Origin of the sequence: Mesorhizobium sp. B283B1A, assembly GCF_020165735.1 — a bacterium.
In the GTDB taxonomy this organism is placed as follows: domain Bacteria; phylum Pseudomonadota; class Alphaproteobacteria; order Rhizobiales; family Rhizobiaceae; genus Mesorhizobium; species Mesorhizobium opportunistum.
Genome location: NZ_JAIUIQ010000032.1, coordinates 58,816 through 72,917 on the forward strand (window position 1 = coordinate 58,816; position 14,102 = coordinate 72,917).

Sequence of the window (14,102 nt, forward strand, 5' to 3'; positions counted from 1 at the left end):
GTAGCGTGCCCACGAAAGGACCGAGTTGTGAATAAGGTCATCCTTGAGCATTACCCCGCATCCAAACTCCCGGATGAGCTGCGAGAGGGTATAGCTTTGACTGCCTCGGTTAAGGTGACGGTGGAAGAGGAAGCCGAGCGGCCTCTCGGCCACAAACAGTTGCTTGAACTTATGCGGAATGCGCAGGCCAACGCGGCGGGAACAAGTCTCGAAGAGGCCGTTGCGCGTGTTCGTGCCCTCCGCGATGAGTGGGAGGATTGATGGCCGCCTTCCGGCTTTACGTCGATACGAACATTTTCATCTACGCTTTCGAAAATAACGATGCTCTGGCAAAAAAACTGCTTCAGCTCATTTCACTGAACGAGGGCAGAAAGCGGCCTTTCCTCGCGACAAGCGAGCTCGTGCTGGCGGAGTTGATGGTTGACCCTCTGAACAAGGGCAATGAGCCGCTTGTCGAACTCTATGACAATATCTCGATTGGTAACGCCTTTGTCTCGATTGGGGCGGTAACTCGCGAGGTTCTCTGGCACGCAGCACAGCTTCGCTCGCAGTTCATTTCTCTCAGGCTGCCGGATGCTATTCATCTTTCGACGGCGATGCATTTCGGGTGCACACAATTTCTGACTGCCGATACCAGATTGAAGGATGCCTATTCTGTCACACCAAATCGGCTTGTCCCTCCCCAATTGACAGCGCAAATTTCGATCATTCGACCGGACATTTCTGCCGTTGATAAGATCATAGCGGAAGTTGATACATGACTGCTTCTTTGCTCTCCGTTCGCGACCTCAGCGTCGCCTTCGGCCAGGGCGGCGGCCAGTCTGTCGCCGTCGACCACATCTCGTTCGACATCGCCAAGGGCGAGACGGTGGCGCTGGTCGGCGAATCCGGCTCCGGCAAATCGGTGTCGGCGCTGTCGGTGCTGAAGCTGTTGCCCTATCCCAGCGCCAGCCACCCCTCGGGAAAGATCCTGTTCCAGGGCACCGACCTCCTCGCCATGAACGAGAAGCAATTGCGCCAGGTGCGCGGCAACAAGATCACCATGATCTTCCAGGAGCCGATGACCTCGCTCAATCCGCTGCACACGATCGAGCAGCAGATCGTCGAGATCCTGAAGCTGCACCAGGGCATGGCCGACCGCCCGGCCAAGGCGCGCACGCTGGCGCTGCTCAACGAGGTCGGCATCCGCGATCCGCAGAAGCGGCTCGACGCCTACCCTCACCAGCTGTCGGGCGGCCAGCGCCAACGCGTCATGATCGCCATGGCGCTTGCTAACGAGCCGGAACTCCTGATCGCCGACGAGCCGACGACAGCACTCGACGTCACCGTGCAGGCGCAGATCCTCGAACTGCTCGCGGGCTTGAAGAGCCGCAAGGGCATGTCGATGCTGTTCATCACCCATGATCTCGGCATCGTGCGCAAGATCGCCGACCGGGTCTGCGTGATGACCAAGGGCAAGATCGTCGAGACCGGACCGACCAAGGACATCTTCGCCAACCCGCAGCACCCCTATACTCGTCACCTTCTGGCCGCCGAGCCGAAGGGCAAGCCGCCGGCGGCCAATGCCGACGCCAAGCCGGTCATGACCGGCAAGGACATCAAGGTCTGGTTTCCGATCAAGCAGGGCTTCTTCCGCCGCACCGTCGACCATGTGAAGGCGGTCGACGGCATCGATGTCACCGTGCGCGCCGGCCAGACGCTGGGCGTGGTCGGCGAATCCGGCTCCGGCAAGACGACTCTCGGCCTGGCGCTGGCGCGCATGATCTCGTCGACGGGAACCATCCAGTTCAACGGGCGCGACATCAACCAGCTCACCTTCAACGCGATGCGGCCGCTCAGGCGCGAATTGCAGATCGTCTTCCAGGATCCGTTCGGTTCCCTCAGCCCGCGCATGTCGATCGCCGAGATCATCGAGGAAGGCCTGAAGATCCACGAACCGAAGCTGTCGCCCGACGAGCGCGACGACAAGGTGGCGGCCGTGCTGAAGGAGGTCGGGCTCGATCCGGCGACCCGCAACCGCTATCCGCACGAGTTCTCCGGCGGCCAGCGCCAGCGCGTCGCCATCGCGCGCGCCATGGTGCTCAACCCGCGCTTCGTCATGCTGGACGAGCCGACATCGGCGCTCGACATGAGCGTGCAGGCGCAGGTCGTCGACCTCCTGCGCAGCCTGCAGGCCAAGCACGACCTCGCCTATCTCTTCATCAGCCACGACCTCAAGGTCATCCGGGCGCTGGCCAACGACGTCATCGTCATGCGCAACGGCCAGATCGTCGAAGCCGGTCCTTCCGAACAGATTTTTGGAAATCCGCAAACCGACTATACTCGGGCGCTGATTGCGGCGGCCTTCAAGATAGAGACCGCTCCGGTCGGCATTGTCAGCCAGTGACTGCATAGAGAGAGACTGAAAGACCGCGATGGAAAAAGGCCGCATCCTGCTTGCCGTTACCGGCTTTCATCCACAGCGCTGGCGCGACCTGTTGTCGGCCGAGCGCGAAGTGGTGCTGGAGCCGGACGGCGCCAAGGATCCATCGATCACCTATGCGGTGGTGTGGAAGCAGAGGGCCAACCTGTTGTCGTCGCTGCCCAATCTGCGCGCCATCTTCTCGATCGGCGCCGGCGTCGACCATGTCTTCGCCGATCCCGGCCTGCCCGACGTGCCTGTCGTCAGGGTCGTCGCCGACAACCTCACCCAGCACATGACCGAATATGTCGTCTGGCGGGTGCTCGACCATCATCGCCAGGGCATGCTCTACCGTTCGCAGCAGCAGAAGAAAATCTGGCACGAGCCGCAGCAGAGGGCGGCCGGCGACATTTCCGTCGGCATCATGGGGCTCGGCAATCTCGGCCGCGCCGCGGCCTCGGTGCTGTTGTCGCTCGGCTTCGCGGTCAATGGCTGGTCGCGCACCGACCGGCCGATGGCAGGCGTGGCGACCTATTGCGGCGAGGCCGGATTGATCCCCTTCCTCAAGGCGACCGATATACTGGTGGTGCTGTTGCCGCTGACGCCGGACACGCAAGGCATCATCAACTACGGCGTGCTGAAGGAACTGAGGAAACGCAACGGTCTCGGCGGCTCGGTGCTGATCAATGCCGGACGCGGCCGCCTGCAGAAGGACGCCGACATCGCGCGGGCGCTGGACGACGGCACGTTGAAGGAAGCGAGCCTCGACGTGTTCGAGGTCGAACCGCTGCCGAAAACCAGTCCGCTGTGGAAACACCCAAAGGTGTTCGTGACGCCGCACGCCGCGGCAACCTCGGACCCGGTCCACCTGGCGCCGATCATGCTGCGCCAGATGGACGCCTTCGAGCGCGGCGAAAAGCTCGACAACCTGGTGGACCGCAAGGCGGGGTATTAGCCGGGGACCATCCTCATCTGGCCAGATCCCACTTGCGGAAGCATTGCTTGATCGCCTTGATGGAAGACAACCGCAACTTTGGCAGGTCTGTCTGTTCGAACAACGTCTGGTAGCGTTCGCGATTTTTCGGCGTGGTCACGGCAATATGGTGGATCATGTCCCATTTGACACTGTCGCGCCCGCCCTGCAGGGCACCGCGCCTCTCCTTCTCGAACAGCGTTCGCCTGAAATAACGCAGCAGGCTTGCCGGCGTGGAGATATCCAGCAGGATCAGTCCCGTCGCCCGCTGAAAGCGTTGCGGCATGCAGATCGAGTAATTTCCGTCCATCACCCAGCGCTCGCCGGCAATCGCGGCGTCATGCGAGGCGATGAATTCGGCCTTTGGACGCGGTTCCCAGTCGGTGTCGGGCAGATGATGAAGCAGGTCGAGGTGAATGGGCTCCAGGCCACGCTTGCGGGCAATCGCGTCGGCCAGGGTCGACTTGCCGCTGTTGGACGGCCCCAGGATGCATATGCGGTCTCCAAGGTCCGAGAGTTTCATACGATGACACCCTTGCGAAGACGCGGCCTGCTGCCTGCGATTAGCTGGGCAGGGCGAACTTCTTCTGCTTGTCCGGCTTGCCGCAGTCGCGGCGCTCGATCGACCGGTTCATGGCATCGATCTCGCCGGATGCCTGGTCGCTGTCGCGCTTGGCCTTGGAGCGCATGTCGGGCGTGAATGGGCCGAAGCCCATTGCGGGATTGTAAAAGGTCGGTTTTGCGGTCGTTGGAAGGTTGTATTGCTGCGCCAATCCATTGCGCCGCGCCAGCAATTGATCGCACGGCACGCTGTCATACTGCAGGGAGGACTCTATGTTGGCGTCCTGCCGCTCGGACATCGAATTGCCCACGCAGCCGGCTGTTGCCAGGCAAGACGCCAAGATCATCATGTTCCAGCGCATCTGAAATGCTCCTCCTGATATCCCGCCTGATGCGACCAGATCGCAAATATCAGTCGCGCACGCAAATCAGACTTTTTTTCGCAGCCGCACGCACGAGAGCAGGATCACCGCACCAACATCATGCACTTCAGGCGGCGTAAGCCTTCCCTGCCACAACGGCCAGCCCTTTGACAGGCTCATGGCGGTCCAGCCGGATGGTCGTCGGCTCCAGCGCCAGGACCGAAAGCCCGTTGGCCTCGAGCGTGCGCCTGACATAGGCTTGCGAATGGGCGTAGCGCCGCGACGGCTGCAGCGCGAAGTCGCCGGCCTCCGCCATGCTTTCGACGGAGAAGGCAAACAGGCCGCCGTCGGCAAGCAGGCCGGCGACCGTCTCCACCAAGGCTTCGAGCCGACCGACATAGATGAGCACATCGGCCGACGTCACCAGATCGGCCTTGTCACCCGAATAGGAGAACCCCTGCAGATCCGCCTTCACCAGCGCGTCATAGATGCCTTTTGCCCGCGCCTTCCTCAGCATCGCGGCTGAGATGTCGAACCCCTCCAGCCGGCCGACGATCGGTCTCAGCCGCTCGCCCATCAGCCCGGTGCCGCAGCCAAGGTCGAGCGCCAGGCGGAAGCGGCCCGGCCTTGCCTTGCGTATCTGTCGTTCAAGAAACTCGGGCAGCCGGTAGCCGAGCTTGTCGACCAGCGCCGTCTCGAAGGTTTCGGCATAGTGGTCGAACAGGGTTTCGACGAAGGCACTCGGCGGCGCCGGGGCCGCAGGGCCCCTGCCGATCAGCTGCAGCTTGAGGGATGCGCCCTGGCGGTCCGCCGGATCGAGCTTCAGCGACGTCGCCCAGGCCTGCGCGGCCAGGTCGGCCCTGCCTGAGGTTTGCTGCATCTCGCCAAGGCGAAACCAGCCCATCGCCCATCTTGGTGCCAGTTCCAGCGCGCCGAGCAGCAGTTCGGCCGCCTGGGCGTGATCGCCGGAGGCAAAGAGCATTTCGGCATAATCGGCACGGCGATCAGCGTTCAAATCGCCCGACGAGGTCTGAAGCGGCTTCATGATGATGGATTCCACCGGCAGAACCGCCAGCCATCGCCTCTGTAGAGCAAACAAGAGCCGAATTGAACTGGCCAGGCATGTTTTGCGGGGGAGTCAGCAGTCTCCGGCAACAGGCTTCCCGTGGCGGAATTATATCCTATCTTGGAGCGATGCGCGTCAGCGACCTGCTTCAACCCCGGCCCGAGGGCCTCTACTGTCCGCCGGGCGATTTCTTCATCGATCCGGTGCGGCCGGTGAACCGGGCCCTGATCACGCATGGCCATTCCGACCATGCGCGCTCCGGCCACCGCTCGGTGCTGGCGACGCGGCAGACGCTCGACATCATGGGCCTGCGCTACGGCGAGGATTTTGCCGGAACCACCCAAGCGGCACGGCTTGGCGAGACGATCGTCCTCAACGGCGTCGACGTCAGCTTCCATCCGGCCGGCCATGTGCTGGGTTCGGCGCAGATATGCGTCGGTTATCAGGGCACGCGCATCGTCGCCTCCGGCGACTACAAGCGGCAGAAGGATGCGACCTGCGCGCCGTTCGAGCCGATCCGCTGCGACGTGTTCATCACCGAGGCGACTTTCGGCCTGCCGGTGTTTCGCCATCCGCCCGATACGGAGGAGATCGCCCGCCTGCTGAAATCGGCCGCGCAATTCCCGGAGCGCTCGCATCTGGTCGGCGCCTATGCGTTGGGGAAGGCGCAGCGAGTGATGCGGCTGTTGCGCGACGCTGGCTACGACAGGCCGCTCTATATCCATGGCGCGCTGGCCAAGCTCAGCGACTATTATCAGAGCCAGGGTATCGAGCTGGGGATGCTCGAACCGGCGACGGTGGAAGACGGCAAGAAGGATTTTGCCGGCGCCATCGTCGTCGGCCCGCCGGCGGCCTTCGCCGACCGCTGGGCGCGGCGTTTTCCCGATCCGATCTCATGCTTCGCGTCAGGCTGGATGCGCATCCGCCAGCGCGCCAAGCAGGGCGGCGTCGAACTGCCGCTGATCATCTCTGACCATGCCGACTGGGACGAACTCACCGCCACCATAAAGGAGACCGGCGCCGGGGAGATCTGGGTCACCCATGGCCGCGAAGAAGCACTGGTGCGCTGGTGCGAGCTGGAAGGCATCGCGGCGAGACCGCTGCATCTGGTGGGGTATGAGGACGAGGGCGATTGAGCATGAGAACAATCGTTGATGCAGCGTTCCACGGCGCCCCCCTCTGGCCTGCCGGCCATCTCCCCCTCAAGGGGGGAGATTGGATATCATCGCCGTTTTCGCCAATCTTCAGCGCCGCAAGCAAGGCGCAGCCGGCGAAGCGGCCGATCTCCCCCCTTGAGGGGGAGATGTCCGGCAGGACAGAGGGGGGCGCCACAGAACGCAAACCTCTATCGTTGGCGTGGTCCTCACGCCGATGAACCGCTTCGCCGAGCTTCTCGACCGCGTGGTGCTGACGCCGTCGCGCAATGGCAAGCTGACCTTGCTGACCGACTATTTCCGCAGCGTCGAGGACCCGGACCGCGGCCTGGCGCTGGCGGCCATCACAGGCGATCTCAACATAGCGGCGATCAAGCCGGCGATGCTGCGCACCCTGGTCACCGAACGCATGGACCCGGTGCTGTTCGGCTATTCCTACGACTATGTCGGCGATCTCGCCGAGACGGTGTCGCTGGTCTGGCCGCAGACACCGGGGTACATCCCGAACCGTGAGCCGACGCTTGGCGAGGTCGTGGCGAAACTGCAGGCGGCGAGCCGCTCCGACGGCCCGAAGATACTCGCGGGGCTGCTCGACAGCGCCGGCATTTCGGCGCGTTTTGCTATCATCAAGCTGGTCACCGGCGGCCTGCGCATCGGTGTGTCGGCGCGGCTCGCCAAACAGGCGCTGGCGGATTTCGGCAAGGTCGATGTCGCCGAGATCGAGGAGCTCTGGCACGGGCTGTCGCCGCCTTACACGGCGCTGTTCGCCTGGCTCGAGGGCAAGGCCGACAAACCGCGCAACACCGCATTGGCGCTGTTCCGCCCGGTGATGCTGTCGAACCCGATCGGTGACGGCGATCTCGAAAAGCTTGATCCCGCCGACTATGCGGCGGAATGGAAATGGGACGGCATCCGCGTCCAGGCGGTGGCCGAAGGCGGCGTCCGCCGGCTCTATTCGCGCACCGGAGACGATGTCTCTGGCGCCTTTCCCGACCTCGCGGACGCCATGAATTTCTCCGCGACGCTCGATGGCGAGCTGCTGGTCGGCGATCCCAGAGAGGCGACAGGAACCTTTTCGGACCTGCAGCAGCGGCTGAACCGCAAGACGGTGACCCCGAAGATGCAGCAGCAATACCCGGCCTTCATGCGCTGCTACGACCTGCTGCAGATCGGCCACGAGGATCTGCGCGGATTGTCGTTCCGCGAACGACGCACCCGCCTCGAAGCCTTCATGGGAACGCTCGACCCAAGCCGATTCGATCTGTCGCCCTTCGTCGACTTCACCGACTGGCAGGCGCTGGAGGATTTGCGCCGGGCGCCGCCGCACCCGATCATCGAAGGGGTGATGCTCAAGCGCTGGGATTCGACCTATGTCGCCGGCCGGCCGAAAGGCCCATGGTTCAAATGGAAGCGCGACCCGCATACGGTGGACGCGGTGCTGATGTATGCTCAGCGCGGCCATGGCAAGCGGTCGAGCTTCTACTCGGACTACACGTTCGGCGTATGGTCCGGAGCCGAGGGCGAGGAGGAACTGGTGCCGGTCGGCAAGGCGTATTTCGGCTTCACCGACGAGGAGCTGAGGCAGATCGACAAATATGTCCGCGACAACACGGTCGAGCGCTTCGGGCCGGTGCGCTCGGTGCGGGCCGACCGCGACAACGGGCTGGTGCTGGAAGTCGCCTTCGAAGGGCTCAACCGCTCGACCCGGCACAAATCCGGCGTCGCCATGCGCTTTCCCCGCATTTCGCGGCTGCGCTGGGACAAGCCAGCCAACGAGGCCGACCGAATCGAGACGCTGCAGGCACTGCTCGACCGATAGAGCACTTTACGGCTGAAGCTTCCGTTCAGGGCTCGATCGAGACGCGGATCTCGTAGACATCGACCGCCTTGCCCTGCTTGTCGAAATCGGAATTGATGGCGATGGTTCCGGCCGAGCCTGGACGCTTGTCGGGGAACTTCACGTCGAACAGATATTCGTTGCGCTGCTGGCCGACCGCGTAGCGCTTGCGGCCGCAATCGCCAAGCTCGCCGAAATTGCAGTCGATGGAGATTTGCGTGTCCTTGCCGTCCTTGGCGCGGGCGAGGATGTCGAACACGGCGTGCTTGCCGGCGAGTTTCTCCAGCACGCCTTGCCCAACGTCGAAGGCAACCGCCGAACCGGAGGCGCCGGACTGAATGCGCAGGAATGGCCCGCTGTCGTCCTTCATCACCTCGGCCTTGGCGTCCGAGGGAGCGGCGACATGCGTCGGGTCGGTCGGCGAGAAAACATTGATCCAGTCGCGCGACTGGTCCGCGGACCCCGGCTTTGCCGGTGCGTTGGCGCCATCGGCCGGGGCGAAATCATCGTCCTCGACCGTTGGCGGCGCTTCAGGTGGCGCCGTATCGAGCTGCGCCGCCGTCTTGAACACGCCGGTCTGCATGGCGAAAAACAAGCCGATGCCTACGGCCGCAAGCACGGTCACCGTGAGGAAGATGGCGGTCAGCGGCAAGCGGCGTCCGCGAATGCGCCGCTCGTCGCGGTCGGGCGCCACTTCCGTCGCGGCACCGGACGTGGCGGGGACGGACATGTCGATGGCCGGCGCACCGGGGAGCGTCGCGTCCGGCATGATGTCGGGGACGACCGGCAGCACGCGCGAGCGCGGCGCGTCGGACGCGGGCTGCGCGGGGCTGTCGACGGCGGCAGCGGGCGATGGCGACTTGTCGCCGATCTCGATCGCGGGCGCTGCACCGGGCGCGGGCTCGGCCGCCGGTGCGTCGACCTCCAGGCCAACATCCGGCACCGCCGGCAGGAACTCGGATTCGATTTCGGTGATTGTCGCCTGGATCGACTTGCGGCGCTTGATGGCCATCTCCACGGTCACGCCGGGATTGGCCTGGAGCGCACGGTCGAGCGCGGCAAAGGCCGACCGGTAGACCCGCTCGCGGAACGCGCGGTCCTCGGCATTGCCCTTTTCCAAGGCGTTCCGGATCGCTTTTTCGATCGCGTCCAAGCGAAATCCCTCTGCAAATCGCCTAACCTGGCGTGATGGTTAGCCGCAGGCGACCAATCAATCAACGGGCGGGCAGCCGCATTCTGCCTCGACGGGCTGTCCAAAGTCCATCTTCGCGATATTCCGGCAAACAAAATCGGAATATCGCGGCGATTTTCACGCTTGGGGATGCGTGAACCCGGTTTTCATCCCATGGACGCTCCTCAATGATTTGCCAAGTCGCATCTTGAATTCGCGGCCGGTTGCGTCTATCACCCAGCCCATCTTGGATGGCTTCGGCCTCCCGGGCCGCTTTAGCTCAGTTGGTAGAGCACCGCATTCGTAATGCGGGGGTCGCGTGTTCGAGTCACGCAAGCGGCACCAAGCTTCACCTTTATCTCCGGCCAGAAATTGCGCGGAACGCTGCTGCGCATTGACGTGGGACGCGCCGGAACAGGTGCGCCGCCCCGACGTTATGGAGTTGCTGAACAAGGGGCGCACAGTGGCTTCCAAGGCGAAAAGAAGCCCGAGAACGACAGGCGAGCGATCCTCGTTGATGGACGCAGAAGCCGCCGGTCGGGCCTCATCGACGAGCGAAGACGGCAAAACGAGCCTGAAATCGCACCAAACGGACCGGGGCCGCGACGCGGATCGGCCATCACAGATCCCACGGCTCGGCTGGAAAGATATTTTCTGGCGGCTCTGGGACGAATTCAACAAGGACCGGGTTCTGTTGGTGGCGGCTGGCGCCACCTTCTATCTGCTCTTGGCTCTGTTCCCGGCACTGGCGGCATTCATCTCGATTTACGGTTTTGTCGCGGACCCCGTCACGGTGGCCGATCATGTCGCTTATCTCGGCGGCTTGCTGCCGTCGGGCGGGCTCGACCTCATTCGCGATCAGCTGCAGGCTTTGGCCAGAGAGAAGCCGAGTGCGCTGGGAACCGGTTTCTTCATCGGCCTTGGCATCGCGCTTTGGAGCGCCAACAGCGGCATGAAGGCACTCTTCGATGCCATGAACATCGCCTATGAAGAGCGCGAAAAACGCAGCTTCATCACGCTCAACCTGATGTCGATCCTGTTCACGGTCGGAGCCCTGCTGATCGGAATCGTGCTGTTGCTGACGGTGGGCGTCGTCCCGGCGCTGTTGCGCTGCTTCTATCTTGATGCCTGGACGGAGACGCTGGTCGCGGTTTCTCGATGGCCGATCCTGATCGCCACCATGCTGACCGGCGTTTCCCTGCTCTACCGTTTCGGACCAAGCCGGGAACATGCGAAGTGGCGATGGCTTAGCTGGGGAGCCGTGATAGCCACCGTGATTTGGGTCGCTGCATCATGGCTTTTCTCGTTTTACCTGCAACGTTTTGCCAATTACAACGCGACTTACGGATCGCTGGGCGCGGTCGTGGGCTTGATGATGTGGACATGGATCTCCGTCATCATTCTGATCGTCGGCGCCGCGATCAATGCGGAGATGGAGCACCAGACGGCCATCGACTCGACCACAGGGCCGCCGCTGCCGATGGGCAAGCGCGGTGCGGTCGTCGCCGACACGTTGGGCAAGATCGCAGATTGATGTGCCGTTACATAACGGACTGCTGTGCAGTATCCGGAGAAAGCGGCCGGCTACGCCTAGCAGTGCGTTTACAAGCCAGGCAAAGCATGTCCGCCATTGTCGAGACAAAGGTTTGGTGGGACACTCGGACGTCAGCATGGGAGGTCGAAAATGCCCAACACTTTCAAGACCGGAGACGTCGTCAAGCTGAAGTCGGGAGGCCCGAAGATGACGGTCAGCGACGGTGCCGCTTCCGGCGTGTATCTGTGCCATTGGTTCAACAAGGAAGGCGACGTCTGGACCCCGCAACATGCGGGTTTCAAATCGGACCAGTTGGTGCCCGACGACCAATCGACATAATTCCTGTCCCAGAAGGGGCCGGATCAGGGGTATTCCCACCGCTCTCGGAACCAGCGCTGTCGCGGTGTCGCCGACATTCGGCATGATCGGCACAGGGCGACCGACGGATTTCCGCCGTCGCGGCGTTTAACGGTTGAAGCGTGACCTCGGCACAGGCCGTGGCCAACGCGCCAACCGGAGACGCCGAACCATGATACGCAGTTCGATCCTTGCCGCTGCCTTGAGCCTGCTGACCGTGGCCGCTTTCGCCCAGACGGCGACGCAGCCCCCAGCCGACGCGCCCCCAACCACCACGCCGCCTGCCGCCGCGCCCGCTGCCACCACGCCGCCGGCTGCCGTCCCCGCCGCGCCGAAGGCCAAGCCCGACCTCACCCTGGCCAAGTTCCAGAAGCGGCGGGAGAAGGCGATCATGGCTGCCGACACGGACGGCGACGGCAAGATCAGCCTGTCGGAGTGGGAGGCCTTTCAGGCCAAGCACAACGGCAAGGCCGATCCCGCCAAATCCTTCGCGCGCGTCGATTCCAACCATGACGGCTTCATCGATCGCGCCGAACTCGATGCCTTCTTCGCCAAGCGCTTCGCCAAACTGGACAAGAATGGCGATGGCGTTCTGACAGCCGACGAGAGGCCAGGCCACAAATCCGCTCCCAAGCCGGAGCAATGACCAAGAGGCCATGAAGCGTGATGAATATCGGGAGCGCGCCAGCCGATGAGCGCCGATCCGGACGAGGAGTTGGTTCGTCGGGTCGGTGCTGGCGATCCCGCGGCGGTGCAGACGCTCGTCGCGCGCAAGCTGCCGCGCATCCTGTCGCTTGCCGCGCGCATGCTGGGCGACGCGGCGGAGGCCGAGGATGTCGCGCAGGAAACCTTCGTGCGCATCTGGCGTCATGCATCGAGCTGGCGGCGCGGCAATGCACGCTTCGACACCTGGATCCATCGGGTGACGCTCAACCTGTGCTACGACCGGCTGCGTCGGCGCCGCGAATGGGTGACCGACGCTGTGCCGGACGTGGCCGACCCGGCGCCGCTTCCCGACGCCCATCCGCGGGAAGACGCGTTTCGCATCGAGCAGGCCCTGCAGGCGATCGCGCCGCGCCAGCGCGAGGCGATCGTCCTGGTCTACTACCAGGAGATGTCGAACATAGAGGCGGCCGCGACCCTGGAGATCAGCGTCGATGCCTTGGAAAGCCTGCTTTCGCGCGGCCGGCGGGCCTTGCAGATGATCCTGGCCAGGGATGGTGTCCATGACTGAGAAGGCCATGACCGAGAAACGCACGACCACGAATGCGCGGCTTCCGTCGCGCCTTGCTGGCTGGGCACCGGTTTCCATCGTTGCGACACCGCGCGGGGCACGCGGCACCTTTGGGCAAGGGGAAAACAGATGACCGAAGAGAACAGTCAGGCGATGGACGCCAAGCGCTTCGCGACACTGGCCGCGGCCTATGGCAGCGACTTGCGCCGATGGCCGCAGGTTGAACGCGAGGCGGCGACCGTGTTCGCTTCAAGCGAGGCGGGCCAGGCCATTTCGGGGCACGCCGGCAGGCTCGATGCCCTGCTCGACCGCTACAGCGTCCCGCACCCCGGCAAGGCGCTGCACGACGCCATCCTGCGGACTGCCGGCCAACATCTCACGTGGCGTCGGCGCCAGCGGTTCTGGTGGCTGGGGATGGGACTTGCGGGCATCGGTCTTGCCGGCGCCGTCGCGGGGCTGGCGCTGGTGACCGTCGTCACGCCGGAGGTTCAGCCCGACCACTATGTACTCGATGCCAATGCGACGGCGTTCGGCGATGCCGGGCCCGACGGAGAAAACAGCGAGGAGAGCCTATGAGCACGCGCTGGATCCGTGGTCTGGTCATCGCTTCGATTGTACTGAACGTCTTTCTGGCCGGCGCCCTCGTCAGCGGCGCCGTCTGGCTGAGGAATGCCAGGGCAGGCCCGGGTTACTCGCTGGAATCGGCCAGCGGCCGGCTTCCCGACAAGGACCGCAAGGCACTCCGCAGGACGCTGCGCCAGGTCCGCATGGACTCCCGTCAGATCATTCTCGATGGCCAGCAGGCAAGGCAAGAGGCAGCGCAGCTGTTGCAGCAGCCCGTTGTGGACGCCACGGCCCTGTCCGCTGCACTCGAACGCGCACGCAACGCCGATGTGACCGTACGCACCCGGCTTGAACAGGCAATTGTCGGCTTCGCGGCGAATACGTCACCCGAAAACCGGAGCGTGCTGGCGCAGGCGCTGCTGCGCCATGTCGAACGCCGCGCCGCCGCCGCGCCAAAAAAATCGCCGTGACGACCGACGGGAAACGGTTTTGACGCCGTTTAATGAGGGAAGGGCCAAGCCTGGCCGATCGCATGATGCGGCAGGCAATCTTCCAACTCGAGCACTCGGAGTTCAACGATGAACCGTCTGACACAGTATGCAGCTGCTGCTGTCCTGGCCGTTAGTGGAACCGTCGCGGCAGCCGCGACGTCCAATGCAATGCCGATCGTGTCGGTCACCAAACCGGCGGCTCCCGCCCTGGTGGAGCACGTCCGCTGGGGTTGCGGGATAGGCTGGCATCCGAACCGTTGGGGTCGCTGCGTGCCGAACCGCGTCGTCGTGCGACCCTTTATCGTCGGCCCGGGCTACCATGTCTGGCATCCGCATCGCCATTGGCACCGCTGGCACCGCCACTGGTAGAAATGTGTGGGGGGGGGGGGGGGGGGGG

At 63.8% G+C, this 14,102-nt stretch carries 17 protein-coding genes and 1 tRNA gene; 14 read left to right on the top strand and 4 right to left on the bottom strand.

What is annotated here, in order from left to right:
• Positions 1-27 precede the first annotated feature (27 nt).
• Genes LB577_RS23890 through LB577_RS23905 form a run of 4 tightly spaced genes read left to right on the top strand, consistent with a single transcriptional unit; the run spans position 28 to position 3,356 of the window.
• Complete coding sequence (locus tag LB577_RS23890) at positions 28-261, top strand: hypothetical protein (protein WP_023767020.1); 234 nt, start codon at positions 28-30, stop codon at positions 259-261.
• A complete protein-coding gene (locus LB577_RS23895) occupies positions 261-761 on the top strand; it encodes a type II toxin-antitoxin system VapC family toxin (RefSeq protein WP_224689095.1) in 501 nt (166 codons plus the stop codon). The genes LB577_RS23890 and LB577_RS23895 overlap by 1 nt, the downstream gene beginning before the upstream one ends.
• Positions 758-2,386: an ABC transporter ATP-binding protein gene (locus LB577_RS23900; RefSeq protein ID WP_224689097.1), complete on the top strand. Its 1,629-nt coding sequence runs from the start codon at positions 758-760 to the stop codon at positions 2,384-2,386. The genes LB577_RS23895 and LB577_RS23900 overlap by 4 nt, the downstream gene beginning before the upstream one ends.
• Positions 2,387-2,414: 28 nt before the next feature.
• Entirely contained in the window at positions 2,415-3,356 is a 942-nt protein-coding gene (locus tag LB577_RS23905) for a 2-hydroxyacid dehydrogenase (protein WP_224689099.1), read from the top strand.
• Positions 3,357-3,369: 13 nt separating this feature from the next.
• On the opposite strand, the gene LB577_RS23910 is transcribed toward LB577_RS23905, so the two are convergent.
• The 3 genes from LB577_RS23910 to LB577_RS23920 form a co-directional block, all read right to left on the bottom strand.
• Positions 3,370-3,897, bottom strand: a complete 528-nt coding sequence (locus tag LB577_RS23910) for an AAA family ATPase (protein ID WP_224689101.1) — start codon at positions 3,895-3,897, stop codon at positions 3,370-3,372.
• Positions 3,898-3,937: 40 nt separating this feature from the next.
• Positions 3,938-4,297 (bottom strand): hypothetical protein, encoded by a 360-nt coding sequence (locus LB577_RS23915; RefSeq protein WP_023767025.1) that lies wholly within the window; start codon positions 4,295-4,297, stop codon positions 3,938-3,940.
• A gap of 127 nt (positions 4,298-4,424) precedes the next feature.
• Positions 4,425-5,342, bottom strand: a complete 918-nt coding sequence (locus tag LB577_RS23920) for a methyltransferase domain-containing protein (protein WP_224689102.1) — start codon at positions 5,340-5,342, stop codon at positions 4,425-4,427.
• 149 nt (positions 5,343-5,491) lie between these two features.
• On the opposite strand from LB577_RS23920, the gene LB577_RS23925 reads away from it, so the two are divergent.
• Together LB577_RS23925 and LB577_RS23930 are read left to right on the top strand one after the other, a co-directional pair.
• Entirely contained in the window at positions 5,492-6,499 is a 1,008-nt protein-coding gene (locus tag LB577_RS23925; protein ID WP_224689104.1) for a ligase-associated DNA damage response exonuclease, read from the top strand.
• A gap of 235 nt (positions 6,500-6,734) precedes the next feature.
• On the top strand, positions 6,735-8,336 hold the full coding sequence (locus tag LB577_RS23930) for a cisplatin damage response ATP-dependent DNA ligase (RefSeq protein ID WP_224689105.1): 1,602 nt from the start codon (positions 6,735-6,737) through the stop codon (positions 8,334-8,336).
• A 25-nt stretch (positions 8,337-8,361) separates the two neighbouring features.
• Here LB577_RS23930 and LB577_RS23935 read toward each other — a convergent pair whose 3' ends face one another.
• Positions 8,362-9,507 (bottom strand): hypothetical protein, encoded by a 1,146-nt coding sequence (locus LB577_RS23935; protein WP_224689107.1) that lies wholly within the window; start codon positions 9,505-9,507, stop codon positions 8,362-8,364.
• 287 nt (positions 9,508-9,794) lie between these two features.
• Here LB577_RS23935 and LB577_RS23940 point away from each other — a divergent pair.
• From LB577_RS23940 to LB577_RS23975, 8 genes are all read left to right on the top strand, one after another.
• A tRNA-Thr gene (locus tag LB577_RS23940) sits at positions 9,795-9,870 on the top strand.
• A 172-nt stretch (positions 9,871-10,042) separates the two neighbouring features.
• The gene (locus LB577_RS23945) at positions 10,043-11,059 is read left to right on the top strand and encodes a YihY/virulence factor BrkB family protein (protein ID WP_224689109.1); all 1,017 of its coding nucleotides are present in this window, start codon (positions 10,043-10,045) and stop codon (positions 11,057-11,059) included.
• A gap of 150 nt (positions 11,060-11,209) precedes the next feature.
• Positions 11,210-11,398 carry a YodC family protein gene (locus LB577_RS23950; RefSeq protein ID WP_023766405.1) on the top strand — a complete coding sequence of 63 codons (189 nt, stop codon included), beginning with the start codon at positions 11,210-11,212 and terminating at the stop codon, positions 11,396-11,398.
• Positions 11,399-11,588: 190 nt separating this feature from the next.
• Positions 11,589-12,062 (top strand): EF-hand domain-containing protein, encoded by a 474-nt coding sequence (locus tag LB577_RS23955; RefSeq protein WP_224689112.1) that lies wholly within the window; start codon positions 11,589-11,591, stop codon positions 12,060-12,062.
• A 45-nt stretch (positions 12,063-12,107) separates the two neighbouring features.
• Complete coding sequence (locus LB577_RS23960; protein WP_224689114.1) at positions 12,108-12,650, top strand: RNA polymerase sigma factor; 543 nt, start codon at positions 12,108-12,110, stop codon at positions 12,648-12,650.
• Between the two features lie 129 nt (positions 12,651-12,779).
• Positions 12,780-13,226, top strand: coding sequence for a hypothetical protein (locus LB577_RS23965; RefSeq protein ID WP_224689117.1), 447 nt, complete (start codon positions 12,780-12,782; stop codon positions 13,224-13,226).
• Entirely contained in the window at positions 13,223-13,684 is a 462-nt protein-coding gene (locus LB577_RS23970) for a periplasmic heavy metal sensor (RefSeq protein ID WP_224689120.1), read from the top strand. Before LB577_RS23965 ends, LB577_RS23970 begins: the two co-directional genes overlap by 4 nt.
• A gap of 108 nt (positions 13,685-13,792) precedes the next feature.
• Positions 13,793-14,074: a GCG_CRPN prefix-to-repeats domain-containing protein gene (locus tag LB577_RS23975; RefSeq protein WP_224689122.1), complete on the top strand. Its 282-nt coding sequence runs from the start codon at positions 13,793-13,795 to the stop codon at positions 14,072-14,074.
• Positions 14,075-14,102 lie beyond the last annotated feature (28 nt).

Bases quoted from the DNA above. Each gene is read 5' to 3' on its own strand.
- LB577_RS23895 (WP_224689095.1), top strand. From the start codon at position 261: ATGGCCGCCTTCCGGCTTTACGTCGATACGAACATTTTCATCTACGCT.
- LB577_RS23900 (WP_224689097.1), top strand. From the start codon at position 758: ATGACTGCTTCTTTGCTCTCCGTTCGCGACCTCAGCGTCGCCTTCGGC.
- LB577_RS23905 (WP_224689099.1), top strand. From the start codon at position 2,415: ATGGAAAAAGGCCGCATCCTGCTTGCCGTTACCGGCTTTCATCCACAG.
- LB577_RS23910 (WP_224689101.1), bottom strand. From the start codon at position 3,897: ATGAAACTCTCGGACCTTGGAGACCGCATATGCATCCTGGGGCCGTCC.
- LB577_RS23915 (WP_023767025.1), bottom strand. From the start codon at position 4,297: ATGCGCTGGAACATGATGATCTTGGCGTCTTGCCTGGCAACAGCCGGC.
- LB577_RS23920 (WP_224689102.1), bottom strand. From the start codon at position 5,342: ATGAAGCCGCTTCAGACCTCGTCGGGCGATTTGAACGCTGATCGCCGT.
- LB577_RS23925 (WP_224689104.1), top strand. From the start codon at position 5,492: ATGCGCGTCAGCGACCTGCTTCAACCCCGGCCCGAGGGCCTCTACTGT.
- LB577_RS23930 (WP_224689105.1), top strand. From the start codon at position 6,735: ATGAACCGCTTCGCCGAGCTTCTCGACCGCGTGGTGCTGACGCCGTCG.
- LB577_RS23945 (WP_224689109.1), top strand. From the start codon at position 10,043: ATGGACGCAGAAGCCGCCGGTCGGGCCTCATCGACGAGCGAAGACGGC.
- LB577_RS23950 (WP_023766405.1), top strand. From the start codon at position 11,210: ATGCCCAACACTTTCAAGACCGGAGACGTCGTCAAGCTGAAGTCGGGA.
- LB577_RS23955 (WP_224689112.1), top strand. From the start codon at position 11,589: ATGATACGCAGTTCGATCCTTGCCGCTGCCTTGAGCCTGCTGACCGTG.
- LB577_RS23960 (WP_224689114.1), top strand. From the start codon at position 12,108: ATGAGCGCCGATCCGGACGAGGAGTTGGTTCGTCGGGTCGGTGCTGGC.
- LB577_RS23965 (WP_224689117.1), top strand. From the start codon at position 12,780: ATGACCGAAGAGAACAGTCAGGCGATGGACGCCAAGCGCTTCGCGACA.
- LB577_RS23970 (WP_224689120.1), top strand. From the start codon at position 13,223: ATGAGCACGCGCTGGATCCGTGGTCTGGTCATCGCTTCGATTGTACTG.
- LB577_RS23975 (WP_224689122.1), top strand. From the start codon at position 13,793: ATGAACCGTCTGACACAGTATGCAGCTGCTGCTGTCCTGGCCGTTAGT.